The organism is Mycobacterium sp. IDUB_36 (assembly GCF_055419225.1).
The window spans coordinates 2,661,845-2,679,047 of the sequence record NZ_JBVAXH010000001.1 but is presented as its reverse complement, the minus strand read 5'-3'; the positions used below and the strand labels follow the sequence as shown (position 1 = coordinate 2,679,047).

18 protein-coding genes are annotated in these 17,203 nt (G+C 68.6%); 4 read left to right on the top strand and 14 right to left on the bottom strand.

What is annotated here, in order from left to right; genetic code table 11:
* Position 1: 1 nt before the first annotated feature.
* From egtE to ACZYW1_RS13135, 12 genes are all read right to left on the bottom strand, one after another.
* Positions 2-1,177 carry an ergothioneine biosynthesis PLP-dependent enzyme EgtE gene (gene egtE, locus ACZYW1_RS13190; RefSeq protein ID WP_463786382.1) on the bottom strand — a complete coding sequence of 392 codons (1,176 nt, stop codon included), beginning with the start codon at positions 1,175-1,177 and terminating at the stop codon, positions 2-4.
* Positions 1,129-2,094 (bottom strand): L-histidine N(alpha)-methyltransferase, encoded by a 966-nt coding sequence (gene egtD / locus ACZYW1_RS13185; RefSeq protein WP_463786380.1) that lies wholly within the window; start codon positions 2,092-2,094, stop codon positions 1,129-1,131. The genes egtE and egtD overlap by 49 nt, the downstream gene beginning before the upstream one ends.
* A gap of 2 nt (positions 2,095-2,096) precedes the next feature.
* Entirely contained in the window at positions 2,097-2,792 is a 696-nt protein-coding gene (egtC, locus tag ACZYW1_RS13180) for an ergothioneine biosynthesis protein EgtC (protein WP_463786378.1), read from the bottom strand.
* Positions 2,792-4,096, bottom strand: coding sequence for an ergothioneine biosynthesis protein EgtB (gene egtB / locus ACZYW1_RS13175; RefSeq protein WP_463786377.1), 1,305 nt, complete (start codon positions 4,094-4,096; stop codon positions 2,792-2,794). The genes egtC and egtB overlap by 1 nt, the downstream gene beginning before the upstream one ends.
* Entirely contained in the window at positions 4,093-5,370 is a 1,278-nt protein-coding gene (gene egtA / locus ACZYW1_RS13170) for an ergothioneine biosynthesis glutamate--cysteine ligase EgtA (RefSeq protein ID WP_463786375.1), read from the bottom strand. The genes egtB and egtA overlap by 4 nt, the downstream gene beginning before the upstream one ends.
* Before the next feature lie 131 nt (positions 5,371-5,501).
* Positions 5,502-6,104: a sensor domain-containing protein gene (locus tag ACZYW1_RS13165; RefSeq protein ID WP_463787819.1), complete on the bottom strand. Its 603-nt coding sequence runs from the start codon at positions 6,102-6,104 to the stop codon at positions 5,502-5,504.
* A gap of 76 nt (positions 6,105-6,180) precedes the next feature.
* Positions 6,181-6,618, bottom strand: coding sequence for a hypothetical protein (locus ACZYW1_RS13160; protein WP_463786373.1), 438 nt, complete (start codon positions 6,616-6,618; stop codon positions 6,181-6,183).
* 90 nt (positions 6,619-6,708) lie between these two features.
* On the bottom strand, positions 6,709-6,885 hold the full coding sequence (locus ACZYW1_RS13155) for a hypothetical protein (RefSeq protein ID WP_463786372.1): 177 nt from the start codon (positions 6,883-6,885) through the stop codon (positions 6,709-6,711).
* A 114-nt stretch (positions 6,886-6,999) separates the two neighbouring features.
* Entirely contained in the window at positions 7,000-7,341 is a 342-nt protein-coding gene (locus tag ACZYW1_RS13150; protein WP_463786370.1) for a hypothetical protein, read from the bottom strand.
* Positions 7,342-7,421: 80 nt separating this feature from the next.
* A complete protein-coding gene (locus ACZYW1_RS13145) occupies positions 7,422-8,477 on the bottom strand; it encodes a DUF4185 domain-containing protein (protein WP_463786369.1) in 1,056 nt (351 codons plus the stop codon).
* Positions 8,478-8,571: 94 nt separating this feature from the next.
* A complete protein-coding gene (locus ACZYW1_RS13140; protein ID WP_463786368.1) occupies positions 8,572-9,627 on the bottom strand; it encodes an aspartate-semialdehyde dehydrogenase in 1,056 nt (351 codons plus the stop codon).
* A 2-nt stretch (positions 9,628-9,629) separates the two neighbouring features.
* Positions 9,630-10,895, bottom strand: coding sequence for an aspartate kinase (locus ACZYW1_RS13135; RefSeq protein ID WP_463786366.1), 1,266 nt, complete (start codon positions 10,893-10,895; stop codon positions 9,630-9,632).
* Positions 10,896-11,037: 142 nt separating this feature from the next.
* Between ACZYW1_RS13135 and ACZYW1_RS13130 the strand changes: the two genes are divergently transcribed.
* A complete protein-coding gene (locus ACZYW1_RS13130) occupies positions 11,038-11,427 on the top strand; it encodes a hypothetical protein (protein WP_463786365.1) in 390 nt (129 codons plus the stop codon).
* A gap of 189 nt (positions 11,428-11,616) precedes the next feature.
* On the top strand, positions 11,617-13,452 hold the full coding sequence (leuA, locus tag ACZYW1_RS13125) for a 2-isopropylmalate synthase (RefSeq protein ID WP_463787818.1): 1,836 nt from the start codon (positions 11,617-11,619) through the stop codon (positions 13,450-13,452).
* A 4-nt stretch (positions 13,453-13,456) separates the two neighbouring features.
* On the opposite strand, the gene ACZYW1_RS13120 is transcribed toward leuA, so the two are convergent.
* Both ACZYW1_RS13120 and ACZYW1_RS13115 read right to left on the bottom strand, forming a co-directional pair.
* A complete protein-coding gene (locus tag ACZYW1_RS13120) occupies positions 13,457-13,942 on the bottom strand; it encodes a hypothetical protein (protein WP_463786363.1) in 486 nt (161 codons plus the stop codon).
* Positions 13,943-14,067: 125 nt separating this feature from the next.
* Positions 14,068-15,054 (bottom strand): DEDDh family exonuclease, encoded by a 987-nt coding sequence (locus ACZYW1_RS13115; RefSeq protein ID WP_463787817.1) that lies wholly within the window; start codon positions 15,052-15,054, stop codon positions 14,068-14,070.
* Positions 15,055-15,259: 205 nt separating this feature from the next.
* Here ACZYW1_RS13115 and ACZYW1_RS13110 point away from each other — a divergent pair, with 205 nt between their 5' ends.
* Both ACZYW1_RS13110 and ACZYW1_RS13105 read left to right on the top strand, forming a co-directional pair.
* The gene (locus ACZYW1_RS13110) at positions 15,260-16,489 is read left to right on the top strand and encodes a MurT ligase domain-containing protein (protein WP_463786360.1); all 1,230 of its coding nucleotides are present in this window, start codon (positions 15,260-15,262) and stop codon (positions 16,487-16,489) included.
* Positions 16,482-17,186 (top strand): type 1 glutamine amidotransferase, encoded by a 705-nt coding sequence (locus ACZYW1_RS13105; protein WP_463786358.1) that lies wholly within the window; start codon positions 16,482-16,484, stop codon positions 17,184-17,186. The genes ACZYW1_RS13110 and ACZYW1_RS13105 overlap by 8 nt, the downstream gene beginning before the upstream one ends.
* Positions 17,187-17,203 lie beyond the last annotated feature (17 nt).

Sequence of the window (17,203 nt, the reverse complement as noted above, 5' to 3'; positions counted from 1 at the left end):
GTCAGACCGCGGCCGTGGCCTCGGTGAGAGCGTGCGCGAAGGTCGTGAGATCGTCGACGCCGGCGTCGACGTGCGGCGAGATGCGCAGCACCGGCGCGGCCAGCTCCATCGGTGCACGCTCGACCGCCACCGCGGTCGTCACGATCTGGCGCTCAGCGATCAGCCATCCGCGTATTTTCACCGGATCCGCACCGCCGGTGGGGGCCAACGTGGTGATGGCGCTCGGTTCGTCGACCGCTTCGATCACCCGCCAACCCGGCACGTCGGCCAGGACAGTCCGGCTCACCCGGCCAACCTCAGCGAGCCGCCCCTGCACGGCGGCCGGCCCGGCCGCTACATGCTCACCGACCGCGACCGAAAAGCCCACTCGGGCCGCGATATTGGCCTCACCCAGCTCGAGGCGGTCGGCATTGGTCAACGATCCGATCCAGTCCTTCGGCGGCAGACGGGGTTTCAGCCGCTGCATCAGTGCAGGCCGCACCGCCAGCACGCCGACCCCGCGCGGTCCGGACAACCACTTGCGCGACGGCGCGTACATCGCGTCGACGCCCACCGCGCAGTCGACCTGTCCGAGCGCCTGAGCCGCGTCGACGATCAGCGGCAGCTCCAATTCCGCACACAGCGTTGCCAATTCCGACAGCGGCTGCACCACGCCGCGGTGGCTGGCGACCAACGTCAGATGCACCAGGTCAGGTGGGTCAGCGGCCAAGGTGGCCGCCAACTCCGGCACCGCGAGCCGACCCTCGGCGTCCGTCGGCAGCGTCTGACGCTCGAAGCCATGCGCGGCCATCAAGGCCAGGTTCGGTCCGTATTCTCCGGGCAGGCAGGCCAGCCTCCGCCCACCCGGCCAGCCGCCCAGCAACAGGTCCAGTGCGTGCTGCGCCCCGGTGGTGAACACGACCTGCGTGTCCGGCGCTCCCGTCAGCGCAGCGACCGCAGCCCGCCCGGCGTCAAGCACCGGCGAGGCTGCCTCCGCGGCGACGTATCCACCGACCTCCGCTTCGTGTCGGGCGTGCCGCGCCGCCGCGTCCAGCACGGCGAGGCTCTGCCGGGAACAGGCCGCGCTGTCCAGGTGTAGCCCGGCGACCGGTGGTCGAGCGGACCGCCAGGCCTGCGCCAGGCCGTTGCTCACTTGACCGACAGCGACAATCCGAAATCGCCGGCGGCGTCGGTCCACCACTCGGTCAGCCGCAGGCCCGCCTCCGCCAACTCGGCGGCGACCGAATCGGCCCGGAATTTGCACGACACCTCGGTGAGAACCTGCTCGCCGGAATCGAATTCGACGGTCATGTTCAGTGCCGCGATGCGGACCCGTTGCGCCCGCTCGGACCGCAGCCACATCTCCATCCGCTCGTCGGCCGCGTTCCAGGTGGCGACGTGACGGAACGCGTCGACGTCGAAGTCCGCGTCGAGTTCCCGGTTGACCACCGCGAGGACATTGCGGTTGAACTGGGCGGTGACCCCGGCCGCGTCGTCGTAGGCCGCCACCAGCCGCTGGGTGTCCTTGACCAGGTCGGTGCCCAGCAGCAAGCTGTCACCCGGCTGCAACGCCGCGGCCAACCCGGCCAGGAATTCCGCCCGGTCGCCGGGCTTCAGGTTGCCGATCGTCGAGCCGAGGAACACGAACAGTCGACGGCCGCCGCCGGGGATTTTGGCCAGGTGCTTTTCGAAATCGCCGCACACGGCCGCGATTTCGATACCCGGATATTCGTCCTGGATTGCCTTCGCCGCTATCGACAACATGCTCGCGTCGACGTCGAACGGGACGAACCGGCGCAGCGCGCCGGTGTCGCGCAGCGCATCCAGCAGCACCCTGGTCTTCTCCGAAGTCCCGCTGCCCAATTCGACGAGCGTGTCGGCGCCCGCGGCCGCCGCGATCTCCGAGGCGCGGGTCCGGAGGATCTCCGCTTCGGCCCGGGTGGGGTAGTACTCCGGTAGCCGGGTGATCTGATCGAAGAGTTCGCTACCCACCGCGTCGTAGAACCACTTGGGCGGCAACGACTTCGGTGTGCGCTGCAGCCCGGCCCGCACGTCACGGCACAGCGCCTCGTAGGCCGAGTCGGCGGCCAGGTGGTTGGACAAGGTGAGCGTCATATTCATCCCTCCGTTTGGTTTAACGCGGTCATCGTCACCAGTTCGGCGGTGACTTCGACGAGATGGCGGTCGGGAACGTCCTCCCAGCCGGGCTGGTCGTCATAGGGCTCACTGGCCAGCACCACCCCGTCATCGCGGCGCAGGATCGACAGGGTGTCACCCCACGTGGTGGCCAGCAATCGAGAACCGTTAGCCGCCATGATGTTCAACCGCGCGTCAGGGTCGGCGGCACCTACTTCGGCGATGGTCTGCCCTAATGAACCGAGGCCGCGACTGAAGATCAAGGCAGCCAGAACGGCGCTGTCGCAGGTAGATTCGGCCGCAGCGCTGACGGGCAGCACGTCACGGTCGACGACTCCGTTGTGCGACAACAGCCATCGTCCATCGGTGAACGGGGCGGCCGCACTGGGTTCGATAGGCATACCCACGGTAGCCGACCGCACCGCCGCGACCACGCAGTGACTGCGAAGCGCCGGTGCGATGGAAACGAGGGAAACATCTCCCCACAGCGGCGCGGCACTACGCCAGCGCCGCGGAGTGGTGCCGTCGAAAAAGCCGACGCCCCAGCCGTCGGCGTTCATCAACCCGTGCTTCTGCCGGCGCGGGGCATATGACTGCACCCGGAGACCGTGCGGTGGGTCGAGCACCAGCGACGAGACGGAGGTTTCGCGTCCCAGCCAGCCGAGGTGACGGCACATCAGGGGCGACCCCCCGGGTCGGTGTCGACGGACCACGCCAGCCGGACACCGGAGAAGATCTGGCGGCGGTACGGGTGATCCCAGTTACGGAAGCTGGGTCGCACGATGCTGGCCTCCACCGCCCACGATCCGCCGCGCAGCACCCGGTAGTCGCCGCCGAAAAAAGGCTCTGAATAGCGTTGGTAGATCATCGGTGTGAAGCCGGGCCACGGTTCGAGTGCCGAGCTGGTCCACTCCCAGACGTCGCCGAGCAGCTGCTCGACTCCGTAGGCCGACGAGCCGCCCGGGTAGGCGCCGACCGGCGCCGGGCGCAGCGCATCGCCACCGAGATTGGCCAGTGCCGGTGACGGCTCCGCGGACCCCCAGGGGTAACGCCGACGCGTTCCGTGCTGCGGATCCCAGGCACACGCCTTCTCCCACTCGCGTTCGGAGGGCAGCCGCGCACCGGCCCACGCCGCGTAGGCCTCCGCTTCGAAATAGCTGACGTGCTGGACGGGTTCTTCGGCGGGGATCTCCTCGACGTGCCCGAACCGGGTCCGGGTCTGCCCGTCGGCGTCCCAGAATTGCGGCGTGGTCAGCCCGGCGCTGGCGCGATGCTCCCAGCCGCGCGCCGACCACCACCGCGGTTGCCGGTAGCCGCCGTCGTCGATGAACTGCCGCCATTCGCCGTTGGTCACCGGAACCCGGCCGATCCGGAACGTCGGCACGTCGACGACGTGCGCGGGCCGCTCGTTGTCCAGCGAGAACGGCTCGTCGGCCGCGTCGACACCGAGGGCGAACGGTCCGCCCGGCACCAGCACCGACGTACCCGCGAGCCCGGCCCGACCGGGCGGCAGTACACCTGCATCGTGCAGCAGCGCCGGGCCGACCCGCAGGTTCAACGCCTGCAGCATGGTTTCGTCGTGCTGGTTCTCGTGGCTGACCACCAGCCCGTAGACGAAGTTGTGGTCCGGATCGTCCGGCAGCCGGTCGAGGGCATCGAGGGAGGCCGCCCGCACGGTGCGGCAGTAGCTGCGTGCCTGTTCCGCAGACAACAGCGGCAGGTCGACCCGGCTGGCCCGGGAGTGCACGAAGGCGTCGTAAAGGCTTTCGACCGCGCCGGAGAGGATTCCGGGCCGGTCCGGGTCGCCACCGCGCAGCAACCACAGCTCTTCCTGCTGGCCGATGTGCGCCAGGTCCCACACCAGCGGGCTCATCAGCGGGTCGTACTGGCGACGCAGCTCGGTCTCGTCGAAATCCACCAACCGCAGGGTTCTCGACCGGGCCCGCTGCAAGTCGCGGACCACCGTTTCGCGTGACGTCACTGCTCCCCTAGCGCCAGGGCGGTGACGGCGGCCGCGACCCCGCTCTCGATCACCCGGTCGGAGAAATCGTCGGCCGGGCTGCGGCCCCGCTCCACGGCGGCGGCCAGGCGCTGCATCCCGTCGCCCAGACCGGCGGGGGCACGTTCGGCGGCGAGGGCCACGCACCGGTTGGCGGCGGCCTGAATCCGCTGATCGCCCAGGCCGAGCCGGGCGGCGGCATCCCAGGCCGTGGCGACCGGTTCGACCGCCTCGGCAGCCAGGTCCGCGGCAACCGGGTCGTCGAGCAGGGTGACGATGGTGAACACCACCGCGGGCCAGACGGCGGCCGGCATGCTGTCGAGGTAGCGGATTTCCAGCCATTGACGCGGCCGGACCGGCGGAAACAGCGTGGTCAGGTGATATTCCAGGTCGTAACGGGTGGGCCGGCGACCACCGAGCAGCTCCCGACCGTCGGCCCAGTCGGCGAAGGGCAGATAGTGGGTGACCGGCGTCGGCTCGGGGGTGTGCACCAGCATCACCGGCGCATTGAGCGCGTAGCGCGCCCAGTCGGTGCCGGGGTCGTCGACACTCGCGGTCAGGACCGGCCCGCACCGCGCCGAGTCCAGTTGACTCCACACGCGCTGGCGGGTCGAGCGCCAGCCGGAAAACGTCCCGTTCAACAGCGGCGAGTTCGCCGATATCGCGACCATCACCGGGCCCAGCGCGTGAGCCAGCCGGACCCGGTCCGCCCAACCCGCCTGCGGACCGGCGTCCAGATTGACCTGAACGGATGCGGTCGAGGTCATCATCGCCGCGCCGGCCTCACCGGTGTGGCTGGCGATGAAGAACTCCTCCATCGCCCGATAACGCGGGCCCGGATTCACCCGTCCGGCCGGCCGCAGCGGGTCCGCTCCCAGTGGCACCAGACCCAAGCCGGCGGCGTCGAACGCCTTGGCCAGCGTGGCCTGGTCGCCGGCGATCGCCTCGATCGCAGCCGTCACGCCCAGTGCGGGCGGGCCGGAGAGTTCGACGGCGCCACCGGGTTCGACCGTGACGAGGCTTTCGCCCGGCATGGCCGGCAGCGACTCCAGGACGCCGGTGATCTCGTCCCAGCTCGGCCGGCGATATGGGTCGGCCGGGTCATAACAGTGCGCCTCGATCTCCAAGCCGACGCGGCCCACCGGGCCGTCCGTCAAGCAGACGTCGGCGATGAACTGGGCGGCCGCCGAGGCGCTGGCGAATTCCTCGTCCTTCAGGCGCGCAGGATCGACCTGCGATGCGACGGCAAACGCCATGACCGGAATCCCTTCGACCCCACACCGCAGGTCCCGAGCGATCGAGCCCGCCGGTTGCGCGCGGCTAACCAACGATAGTCACAAGACTCATCCCCCAGACCGCCCCGACATATTCCCGCCGGGCCCGACGGCTACTGGCCGAGCGCGTTTTCGATGGCGCCGGCCAGCACGTTCACTGCCGGACCCCCGTTGCCGGACTGACAGACTTTGGCTTGCAGGACGACGTTTTCCCGCAGACGGGTCTGGGTGAAACATCGCCGGTCGGTGCCGGCTTCCTGCTTGCTCCATGCGGCGTCGGACGCGCCGGCCGGGCCGCCGTCGAACGTCCACACCTGGGTGGTCCCGTTGTCGAGGTGCATGGCCGTGGTCTGGCCCGAGCAACCGGCCGTGCGGTCGACCACGCGATGGAACGCGGCGCCGGCCGCGGGACCGGTGGCGAACACCCCGACGGCTTGCTTGACGAAGTGCGTCTGATCGGTCGGCGACGTCTGCGTGCTCGCTCCGTTGAAGGAAGCCAGATCGGGATCGTTGTAGACCTCTGGCAGCCCGATGTCGGCCCAGTTGTTGCACACCGGATTGTCGACGGAGAACGCCTGCACCGGTTGGGCGAACAGCGACTCGTCCCGCATCGGGCCGCCGACGATGTTGCCCACCGAACCCTTACTCAGGACCGCGTAGCTGACCACCCCGGGGTCCGAGGGTCGCGCGGACGCGACTGCGCCGTCCCACGACATGGTGGCGCACACCGTCGATACCACGAATGTCGTTGCCGCCGATCCAATCCGGCTCATCATCGCCGATCGGCTGTCATTACGGCGTGTAGGTCGGCGGCGGAGGCTGGTCCGGGCCGCCGGGCCCGCCGGGGCCGCCATGACCACCATGACCGCCCGGCCCTCCCGGTCCCATGCCGGGACCCCACGGACCGACCCACGGCGGTCCGCCTGGACCCGAACCGGGCGGGAACGGCCCACCCGGGAACACCACCCACGGTGGGCCTTCCGGCCCGCTCGGCGCCTCCGGCCCGAACACCCCGCGATTGTGGTGTTGATTCTGCGGGCCGTAGCCGGACAGCTCGGCGCCGGCGAGGAAGACGACCGCCAGCACGAATACGGTGCCGGCCACGATCACCACCCAGGCCGCGGCTTGATAGAGCCGCGCATGCCTGGCCGGGGGCAGCAGCGGCGCGGCCGCCGGGACGGCCGCGGGTGGACCCGGCGGCGCGATCGGGGGTTCGGGAGCTTGGGTCATGTCTTGATCATGCCGAGGCGCGCCTCGCCCATCAACCAGCGATGCGCGCGAGTCGGGAGCAAAGAAACGATGGCGATGGCTCCGGGATCCCTAGTAGCCGAGCACCCAGGCGAACTTCAGGATGACCACGGCGATGAGCGTGATTCCGGCGATGATCGCCACCCAGGCCGCCACTTGGTAGAGCCGTTCCGACTGCGCCGACGGAGCCAGGATGGGCGCCGACACCGGGGGCGGTGGCGGTGTGGACCCTTCGGGCGTCTCGCTCATACCCGCATAATGCCTCAGCTCAACGCGGTCCGCGAGCGCTACCCCGACCGATCGGTTCGATAAAACTGCAGAGCCCGGCGTCCACGGAGGACGCCGGGCTGGGGACAGTCGGGGCTAGGAGTGGGCCGGGGCCAACGACGGAGCGATCGATTCCGGCGTGTGCGACGGTCCGGGACCGCCGAGGCCGTGGTGGAAGCCGGCGCCCTGCTCGTGGTGGCGCGGACCGTCCGGGCCGCCGGGGTGCTGGTGGTGCCAACCGTGGTGATGGCACTTGTGATGCCCCAAGTGGGCGACCTTGAAGCCGGTGAAGAAGACACTCAGGACGATGAAGACGATGCCCGCGACGATCACGACCCACGCCGCGAAGCGGTAGACCCAATAGGGTTTGTCGGCCACGACCGCCGGCTCGGTGGCGACCGCAGTCGGCCGCGTTACTGATTCAGGTGTTTCGCTCATATGTGAATGATGCGGTGGCAACAAATAGGCTCCGCTAGGCGCAACTTATGAAACTGCTATGAGATGCAGCTCACGCGGTATCAGCCGGCATCCGGCCAGGGCTTGAACGGATTGACAGCAAATTGGATCACCCGATACGGCGACCGCTCCCGCCCGTCGGTGTTGTGCCACTGGCTGACGAACACCCGCACTTCGTCCAGCGTCGAACCCGGCGAGATGTACCCGCCATAGGGCTGAGCCAGCCGGTTGTCGTACGGCGGCGGGAGGCTCTCGGCCGGCTCGGGCCAGTCGTCGTGCTGAACCACGGTGGTGACCGGCGCCGTGGCCAGCGCGGTCGGATCGTCGGCAACCCGGATCTCCATGTTGCCGGTGCTGGAATTGAAGTACGAGAGCACCGCTCTGCCGTCGATCTGCGTCATGCTGATTTCACCGATCGAATCGCCCCACAGCGCGACGGGCGGTCTGCCCCAACCGCCGTCCGACCCGGGCGCCCAGCCCTGCCAGCGGGACCGGTCGCCGAAGTCCTGCGGTGTCACGCGGTAGAGCACCATCGGCTGGCTGCGGTCGAAATTATCGGCGACGATGTACACCCAGCCGGTCGGCGACTCGGCCGTCGGAATCGGGTCGTAGTAGCCGCTGATCTGCGACTGCCGGCCGCCGGCATAGTCGGCGTCCCGCGCAGAGCCCGTCACTGTCGGCCAACGCCCTTGCCCCGCTTCAGCTTTCACCAGTCTCGAGCTCCTCGGAACCAGGTTCTCGGCGGTGGTGATCAGCACATAGTTCTGCCGGTTGATCTGGACGACGCCGGCCGGTAGTTGGGACGCGCCCGCCGGGGTGGGCTCGGCCAGCAACGGTTCGTCGACACCGGTCACCCCGGTGTACTTGACGCCGTCCGGGTCGTCCACCGACGAGGTGTCCACCCGCAGCGCGATCGGCGAGTAGTAGCCGCCGAACCCGACTCCCTGACCGGCGAAGCTGTCGCCGCAGACCTGGACCACCTGCGTCGGGAATTGCAGGAACACACACAGATCGGTGGCGCCGATGCCGTAGTCGCGGGTGGGCGTACCGGTGCCGGCGGCCGGGCCGATCCGGACGACCTCGCCCGGGTTCAGCGGCCGCAGAACCGGCTGCGGCATCGGAGCCGGTGGGTCGGCATGCGCTATCGAAAACCCTGGGCAGGTAAGTACTACGACGGCGACAAGTGAGCGGCGGGCCAGGCTCACCCGTGCGTCACAGATCGGCAGCGAGCAGTTCAGCGATCTGAATAGTGTTCAGCGCCGCGCCTTTTCGTAAGTTGTCGCCCGAGATGAACAGCGCCAGGCCACGACCCTCCGGTGCACCGGGGTCGCGACGGATCCGGCCGACCAGCGATTCGTCGATACCGGCGGCGGCCAGCGGTGTCGGCACGTCGACCACCTTGACCCCCGGCGCGCCGGCCAGGATGTCCCGGGCCCGCTGCGGCGAAAGCGGTTGAGCGAATTCGGCATTGATCGACAACGAGTGTCCGGTGAACACCGGCACCCGCACACAGGTTCCGCTGACCAACAGCTCGGGGATGCCCAGGATTTTGCGGCTCTCGTTGCGCAGCTTCTGGTCCTCGTCGGTTTCGCCCGAGTCGTCGTCGACCAGTTTTCCGGCCAGCGGCACGACGTTGAACGCGATCGGCGCGACGTAGGCCTTCGGCTCCGGGAAGTGCAGCGCGCTACCGTCCTGCACCAACTGCTCGGCGTCGTCGATCACCGCACGGGCCTGCTCGGCCAGCTCGGCGACGCCGGCCACCCCGGTACCGGACACGGCCTGGTAGCTCGACACCACCAGGCGGACAAGCTGGGCCTCGTCGTGCAGCACCTTGAGCACCGGCATCGCGGCCATCGTCGTGCAATTGGGGTTGGCGATGATGCCCTTCGGCAGGCGTCCGGCGCCGCGTACATCCCGGTCGAAGTTGACCTCGGAGACCACCAGCGGCACCTGGTCGTCTTTGCGCCAGGCCGACGAGTTGTCGATGACGGTCGCGCCGGCTGCGGCGAACCGCGGTGCCTGAACCCGCGACATCGTTGCGCCCGCGGAGAACAGCGCGATGTCCAGCCCGCTCGGGTCGGCCGTCTCGGCGTCCTCGACCTCGATTTCCTGACCTCGGAACGGCAGTTTGCGGCCCTGCGAGCGAGCCGAAGCGAAGAACCGCACGCTGGTCGCCGGGAAATCACGCTCCTCCAGCAGCCGGCGCATCACCTGGCCCACCTGGCCGGTGGCACCTACAACTCCTATTGACACCGAATTGGCGCCCATATCTATCGTCCTGTTCCCGCATACACCGTGGCCTCCTCGGCACCGCCGAGGCCGAATGCTTCGTGCAACGCGACAACCGCCTTGTCCAGTTCGGTGTCGCGGCACAGCACCGAGATCCTGATCTCGGAGGTGGAGATCAGATCGATGTTCACACCGACCTGGGCCAGCGCCTCGCAGAACGTGGCGGTGACTCCCGGATGGCTGCGCATTCCCGCGCCGATCAGCGACACCTTGCCGATGTGGTCGTCGTAAAGCACTTGGCTGAAACCGATTTCGCTTTTCAGCGCGTCCAGCTTCTCGACGGCGGCCGGCCCGTTGTCGCGGGGGCAGGTGAAGGTGATGTCGGTCTTGCCGTTCTCGATCTTGGAGACGTTCTGCAACACCATGTCGATGTTCACGTCGGCGTCGGCGACCGCTCGAAACACCTTGGCGGCGTAGCCCGGATAGTCGGGGATGCCGACGACGGTCACCTTGGCCTCGCTGCGGTCGTGGGCGACGCCGGTCAGGATGGGCTCTTCCATGGGTATGTCCTCGATCGATCCGGTGACGATGGTGCCGGGCTTGTCCGAGTATGACGAGCGCACGTGCACCGGGATGTTGTAGCGGCGGGCGTATTCCACGCAGCGAAGCATGAGCACTTTCGCTCCGCAGGCGGCCATCTCGAGCATCTCCTCGAAGGTGACCGTGTCGAGTCGGCGGGCGTTGGGAACGATCCGCGGGTCGGCGCTGAAGATACCGTCGACGTCGGTGTAGATCTCGCAGACGTCGGCATGCAGTGCCGCAGCCAGGGCGACCGCGGTGGTGTCCGAGCCGCCGCGGCCCAGCGTGGTGACGTCGCGGGTGTCCTGGCTGACGCCCTGGAATCCGGCCACCAGCACGATGCGGCCCTCGTCGAGGGCGGCCTGCAACCGGGTCGGCGTGACGTCGATGATCTTGGCTTTGCCGTGGGCGCCGGTGGTGATGACGCCGGCCTGCGACCCGGTGAACGAGCGCGCCTGCGCGCCCAGCGACTCGATGGCCATCGCGACCAGGGCGTTGGAGATCCGCTCGCCGGCGGTCAGCAGCATGTCGAGCTCGCGTGCCGGCGGGGCCGGGCAGACCTGTTGGGCCAGATCGAGCAGGTTGTCGGTGGTGTCCCCCATCGCGGAGACCACGACTACGACGTCGTTGCCCTGCTTCTTGGTCTCGACGATGCGTTCAGCGACCCGGCGGATCCGGTCGGCGTCGGACACCGATGATCCACCGTATTTCTGCACGACGAGCGCCACTGTTGCTCTCTCAGGTCTTCGAGTACCGGCAAGTGATAGGTCGGAAGACAGAATACGTGGACTGGCACTGTGACCTGCACCCGCCGGTCAGCGGCATTTGGTATGCAGATGAACTCAGACGGCGCGAGGAAAGGTTCAAGCGATGACGGATGGTCCCGCGGTGCTGTGGGGAGACGAGCCTGATGAGCACGACTACCCGGCCGCAGCCGATTACCTCGCCCTGCTGGCCTCACCGAGGCGGATCGACGAGATCGTGGCGGCACTCAAACGGGCCCCGGTGGTGCACAAGAAGGCCAAAGACCTGTTGCGTGCCTCGCAGCTCGCGCTGCTCCCCAAGGACAACGTGCACGTCCAGCGTGACCTGAAGAAGATCAAGAAGGGCAAGCCCCTCTCGCCGATCCTCTGCGTGCGCGGCGACCTCGACACCGGGGTGGCCCTGCAGATCGCCGACGGCTACCACCGGGTCTGCGCGAGTTACCACACCGACGAGAACACCGATATCCCGGTCCGGATCGTCCCGGCGACGAACTAGCTTTGGTCCAGCCGCCGGTCGCGGTAGAGTAACCGGCGTGCAGCGGGTGCTCCTTCTCGGACGCCGCGACAGGGCCTGATCCAGACCGGCTTCCTGTCGCGGGTGTCGCGATGCGCCGGTCTAGCCCGAATACGGGCGCCCTCTCAAAACCCCGGAGCAACCACCGTGACCAGCTTCTCGAAGTCGTCGATCGAATCCCCCGACGCATTCACGTCCAGCCGAACCATCAACAAGCCCGCGGGCCCACCCCATCCAGGCCAGCCCGCGTGGAACACCCAGCGCGGATCGTCGATGCCGGTCGCCCGGTATCGGCCCTTCGCCGACGAGGTCGAGCCGATCCGGTTGGCCGACCGCACCTGGCCCGACAAGGTCATCGACACCGCGCCGCTGTGGTGCGCGGTGGACCTGCGCGACGGCAACCAGGCCCTGATCGACCCGATGAGCCCGGCCCGTAAGCGCCGCATGTTCGACCTGCTGGTCCGGATGGGCTACAAGGAGATCGAGGTCGGTTTCCCGTCGGCCAGCCAGACCGACTTCGACTTCGTCCGCGAAATCATCACCGAGGGAGCGATTCCCGAGGACGTGACGATTCAGGTGCTGACTCAGTGCCGGCCCGAGCTGATCGAGCGGACCTTCCTGGCATGTGAGGGCGTCCACCGCGCGATCGTGCACTTCTACAACTCGACGTCCATCCTGCAGCGGCGGGTGGTGTTTCGGGCCGACCGCGCCGCGGTGCAGGCGATCGCCACCGACGGCGCTCGCAAGTGCGTCGAGGAGGCCGCCAAATACCCTGGGACACACTGGCGTTTCGAATACTCGCCGGAGTCCTACACCGGCACCGAACTCGAATACGCCAAGCAGGTGTGCGACGCGGTCGGCGACATCATCGAGCCCACGCCGGAGAACCCGATCATCTTCAACCTGCCGGCCACCGTCGAGATGGCCACCCCGAACGTCTACGCCGACTCGATCGAGTGGATGAGCCGCAACCTGGCCCGTCGCGACTCGGTCATCCTGAGCCTGCACCCGCACAACGACCGCGGAACTGCCGTCGCCGCAGCCGAATTGGGCTACCAGGCGGGCGCCGACCGCATCGAGGGATGCCTGTTCGGCAATGGCGAGCGCACCGGAAACGTCTGCCTGGTGACGCTGGGACTCAACCAGTTCTCCCGCGGCGTCGACCCGCAGATCGACTTCTCCAACATCGACGAGATCCGCCGGACGGTCGAGTACTGCAACCAGTTGCCGGTACCCGAACGCCACCCCTACGGTGGCGATCTGGTGTACACCGCGTTCTCCGGCAGCCATCAGGACGCGATCAACAAGGGACTGGACAGCATGAAGGTGGCCGCCGACGAGGCCGGCACCGACGTCGACGACATGCTATGGCAGGTCCCGTATCTGCCGATCGACCCGCGCGACGTCGGACGCACCTACGAGGCGGTGATCCGGGTCAACTCGCAGTCCGGCAAGGGCGGCGTGGCCTACATCATGAAAGCCGACCACGGGTTGGCGTTGCCGCGGCGCCTGCAGATCGAGTTCTCCCAAGCCATCCAGAAAATCACCGACGGCGAGGGGGGCGAAGTCACCCCCAAGGAAATATGGGACGCGTTCAACGACGAGTACATCGCCCCGATCCGGCCGCTGGAGCGGATCAGGCAACGCGTCGACGCCTCCGAGGAGGATCACGGCGTCACCCGGATCGCCGCGACGGTCAAGGTCGACGACGTCGAGACCGAGATCACCGGCTCAGGCAACGGACCGCTCGCCGCGTTCGTCGACGCTCTGGCAAGCACCAACTTCGACGTGGCCGTGCTGGACTACTCCGAGCACGCGATGAGCGGCGGCGAGGACGCCCAGGCCGTTGCCTACGTCGAGGCCTCGATCGCGAGCGCGGCGCAGCCGGGCGAAGCGGGTCGCCCTCAAGAACGTAAGACGGTGTGGGGCGTCGGTATCGCGCCGTCGATCACCACCGCGTCGCTGCGTGCCGTCGTGTCGGCGGTCAACCGGGCCGCCCGCATCTGACCCGTCAGGCCAAGACCTTGGCCAGCAGCATTCCGGCCAAGGTCTGGGCCTGTACGCAGCTGTCGGCGCCGACGATCAGGTAGACCCAGCCCTTGAGCACGTCGACAGTCGCGGGCGGGGCCACAAAGCAGAACGCTTGATCGCCCAGGGCCGGGACGTTCTGCACCTTGCCGGCGCTCTGCTTGTTGACGCCGAAGCCCTTGGCTTGCGAATCGAGACACTTCTTGTCGACCGGCTTACCGTCGATGCAGTACTCGTTGTTCCAGTACAGCTTGAAGCTGACGTCGTTGCCTGCGGTCGGAATCGAGGTGCACTGCGCTTCACTCGGCGACTGGCTGCCCTGGGCCGCGGGGAACGCGCTGCCCATCACCCGGCTGATCTCGGATGCGCTGAGCAGACTGCAGAAGTTCTCCGGAACGTGGACGCTGGCCGACCTCGACGACGCGTCGCCGTGGGAGCACCCGCCGGCCGCCAGGACTGCGACAGCCATGGCGGTCCATACCCGCCACCGGCCGCCAGTTGCATTCGCGTTCATTGCTTTAACTCAATCAAACCGCATCACGCTGTGCGCAACGGCCATGACGCAGGGCGCGGCGATGCTGGTGGGGGTCACTTCTAGAACAGCGCGAACTGCTCACCCGCGTGCGCCTGAATCTCGGCGGCACCGGTGCCGCCGACCGTCGAGCCGACGGAGTCCATGAACTTCGAGTCCGACACCAGCGGCACCCCGAGCTCGTGGGCCAGGTAGCCCTTGCCGTGCACGGGGCGATGTTCGTTGCAGATCACCAGCGAGGTGTCGCGGTCGACGTCGGCCGCGTAGGCCAGGCCGGCGTGCAGGATCCGCTCGACCAGCTCGTCGTGCGTCCGCTGCACTTCGGACGACAGCGCCACCCGCATGCCTTGCACCAGAGGTCCGCCGCGGACGTAGGGTCCGGGGTTGCGATACGGGCACGCGATCCGGGAGGCCAGCACCTTCAGCGGCCGCAGCTCCTCGTGGGTGACCTTGCCGCTGGGCCAGAGCCGTCGGGTGACCGGTCGCACCGGCAGCCAGACGTCCCGCTCGCGTGCCCGCCGCAGTGAGGCGGCCAGCACGTCGGTCAGGACGACGGCGTCGTCGAACGCATCGTGGGCGCGGCGCTGCGTGACTCCCCAGTGCGCGGCCAGGGTTTCCAGCCGCAGGTTGTCGGTACCCAGCTCTAGGCGGCGGGCCAGCTCGACCGTGCACATGACGCTGTCGATCGGCAGCTCGACGCCGGCCAGCTCGGCCTCCGCGGTCAAGAAGCCGTAGTCGAAAGCGACGTTGTGGGCCACCAGCGTCCGTCCGCGGACGAGTTCGGCCACGTCGCCGACGATCTCACTGAACTGCGGCTGGTCTTCCAGCATCTCGGCGGTCAGGCCGTGGATGTGGGTGGGCCCGGGATCCACACCCGGGTTGAGCAAGCTGACCACGGAATGCTCGACGCGGCCGTCGGCGTCGAGGGCGAGCACCGCGAGGCTGATCACACGCGCGTTGCCGGGCTTGAAGCCGGAGGTCTCGACGTCGATGACGGCCCAGCCCGAGCCCGTCTCCGTGACTGGTCGCCCCCAGGGCGCCGCCTGCATAGTCGCCGTACTGTCCCGCATGGAACCGAGGATTTCACGCCGAGCCGACATCGCCGGGTCGCTGCGCCTCGTGTCGTGAAGTTAGTCCACGGGGCCGACCCGCAGCACTCGGAAAAGCACCGAGCTTGCGATCGACCCCACCCCCGCAGGCCGACCCGCAGCACTCGGAAAAGCACCGAGTTTGCGATCGACCTAAACTCTCCCGGTGATCACCGCCCGTGGACGACTCGCCCTGGCCGCCGGTGCCGGCGCGCGCTGGGCGTCTCGAGTGACCGGCCGGGGCGCCGGTGCGATGATCGGCGGACTCGTCGCGATGACGCTGGACCGGTCCATCCTGCGGCAGCTCGGCGCCGGTCGACGCACGGTCGTGGTCACCGGCACCAACGGCAAGTCGACGACCACCCGGATGACGGCGGCCGCGCTGCGCACCCTGGGCGGTGTCGCCACCAACGCCGAGGGCGCCAACATGGATGCCGGGCTGGTCGCCGCGCTGGCCGCCGACCGGTCGGCGTCGCTGGCCGTTCTCGAAGTCGACGAGATGCACGTGCCGCATGTCGCCGACGCAATCGAGCCCGGCGTGCTGATCCTGCTGAACCTGTCCCGCGACCAGCTCGACCGCGTCGGCGAGATCAACGTGATCGAGCGTCGGCTGCGAGCCGGACTGGCTGCGCATCCGCACACGGTCGTAGTCGCCAATTGTGACGACGTGCTGATGACGTCGGCCGCCTACGACCACCGGGAGGTGGTCTGGGTCGCCGCCGGCGGCAGTTGGGCGGCCGACTCGGTCAGCTGCCCGCGTAGCGGCGAGGTGATCGTGCGCGAGCACGGCCACTGGTATTCCACCGGCGCCGATTTCAAGCGGCCCACCCCTCAGTGGTGGTTCGACGACGAGACGCTGTACGGCCCAGACGGATTGGCGTTACCGATGCAACTCGCGCTGCCAGGCGCGGTCAACCGGGGCAACGCGGCGCAGGCGGTGGCCGCGGCTGTGGCGCTGGGCGCCGATCCGGCCGCCGCGGTGGCCGCGGTGGGCGGCGTCGACGAGGTCGCTGGGCGGTACCGGACCATCGAGGTCGGCGCGCACTCCGTGCGGATGTTGTTGGCCAAGAACCCCGCCGGCTGGCAGGAAGCGCTGTCGATGGTCAACCGGGATGCGGCCGGCCTGGTAATCGCGGTCAACGGTCGGGTGCCCGACGGCGAAGACCTGTCCTGGCTGTGGGACGTCCGCTTCGAGCACCTCGCGGAGACCGCGGTGGTCGCGGCCGGTGAACGTGGCACCGACCTCGCGGTGCGACTGGGCTATGCCGACGTCGACCACACTTTGATCCACGACACCGTGGCCGCGATCGCGTCCTGTCCGCCCGGACCCGTCGAGGTGCTTGCCAACTACACCGCGTTTCTGCAGTTGCAGCGTCGACTGGCACGGCATGGCTGACTCGACGATCCGGATCGGCCTCGTACTGCCCGACGTGATGGGCACCTACGGCGACGGCGGCAACGCCGCGGTGCTGCGGCAAAGACTGCGGCTGCGGGGCATCGCTGCCGAGATCGTCGAGATCACGCTCGCCGACCCGGTGCCCGACAGCCTCGACCTGTACACGCTCGGCGGTGCCGAGGACTACGCCCAGCGGCTGGCCACCAAGCACCTGACCCGCTACCCGGGACTGCAGCGCGCCGCGGGGCGCGGCGCGCCGGTGCTGGCGATCTGCGCGGCGATCCAGGTGCTCGGTCACTGGTACGAGACGTCGGCCGGTGAGCGGGTCGACGGCGTCGGGCTGATCGACCTGACGACCTCCCCGCAGCTCACCAGGACGATCGGCGAGTTGGTCAGCTCGCCGCTGCTGGCCGGGCTGACCGCGCCGCTCACTGGTTTCGAAAACCACCGGGGCGGAACGGTTCTCGGCGAGGCCGCGGCACCGCTGGGCGCGGTGAAGAAGGGCGCCGGCAATCGGCTGGGCGACGGTGTCGACGGCGCGGTGCAGGGCAGCGTGTTCGCGACCTACATGCATGGCCCGTGTCTGGCCCGCAACCCGGAGCTCGCCGACCTGCTGCTCGGCCGGGTGGTCGGTGAACTCCCGCCGCTGGACCTGCCCGAGGTGGAACTGCTTCGCCGGGAACGGCTTCGGGCTTAGTTCGTTCACACCCGCCC

Bases quoted from the DNA above. Each gene is read 5' to 3' on its own strand.
- ACZYW1_RS13165 (WP_463787819.1), bottom strand. From the start codon at position 6,104: ATGTCGTGGGACGGCGCAGTCGCGTCCGCGCGACCCTCGGACCCCGGG.
- egtD (WP_463786380.1), bottom strand. From the start codon at position 2,094: ATGACGCTCACCTTGTCCAACCACCTGGCCGCCGACTCGGCCTACGAG.
- egtA (WP_463786375.1), bottom strand. From the start codon at position 5,370: ATGGCGTTTGCCGTCGCATCGCAGGTCGATCCTGCGCGCCTGAAGGAC.
- ACZYW1_RS13155 (WP_463786372.1), bottom strand. From the start codon at position 6,885: ATGAGCGAGACGCCCGAAGGGTCCACACCGCCACCGCCCCCGGTGTCG.
- ACZYW1_RS13160 (WP_463786373.1), bottom strand. From the start codon at position 6,618: ATGACCCAAGCTCCCGAACCCCCGATCGCGCCGCCGGGTCCACCCGCG.
- ACZYW1_RS13150 (WP_463786370.1), bottom strand. From the start codon at position 7,341: ATGAGCGAAACACCTGAATCAGTAACGCGGCCGACTGCGGTCGCCACC.
- ACZYW1_RS13130 (WP_463786365.1), top strand. From the start codon at position 11,038: ATGACGGATGGTCCCGCGGTGCTGTGGGGAGACGAGCCTGATGAGCAC.
- ACZYW1_RS13140 (WP_463786368.1), bottom strand. From the start codon at position 9,627: ATGGGCGCCAATTCGGTGTCAATAGGAGTTGTAGGTGCCACCGGCCAG.
- ACZYW1_RS13105 (WP_463786358.1), top strand. From the start codon at position 16,482: ATGGCTGACTCGACGATCCGGATCGGCCTCGTACTGCCCGACGTGATG.
- ACZYW1_RS13120 (WP_463786363.1), bottom strand. From the start codon at position 13,942: ATGGCTGTCGCAGTCCTGGCGGCCGGCGGGTGCTCCCACGGCGACGCG.
- egtC (WP_463786378.1), bottom strand. From the start codon at position 2,792: ATGTGCCGTCACCTCGGCTGGCTGGGACGCGAAACCTCCGTCTCGTCG.
- ACZYW1_RS13115 (WP_463787817.1), bottom strand. From the start codon at position 15,054: ATGCAGGCGGCGCCCTGGGGGCGACCAGTCACGGAGACGGGCTCGGGC.
- ACZYW1_RS13145 (WP_463786369.1), bottom strand. From the start codon at position 8,477: ATGCCGCAGCCGGTTCTGCGGCCGCTGAACCCGGGCGAGGTCGTCCGG.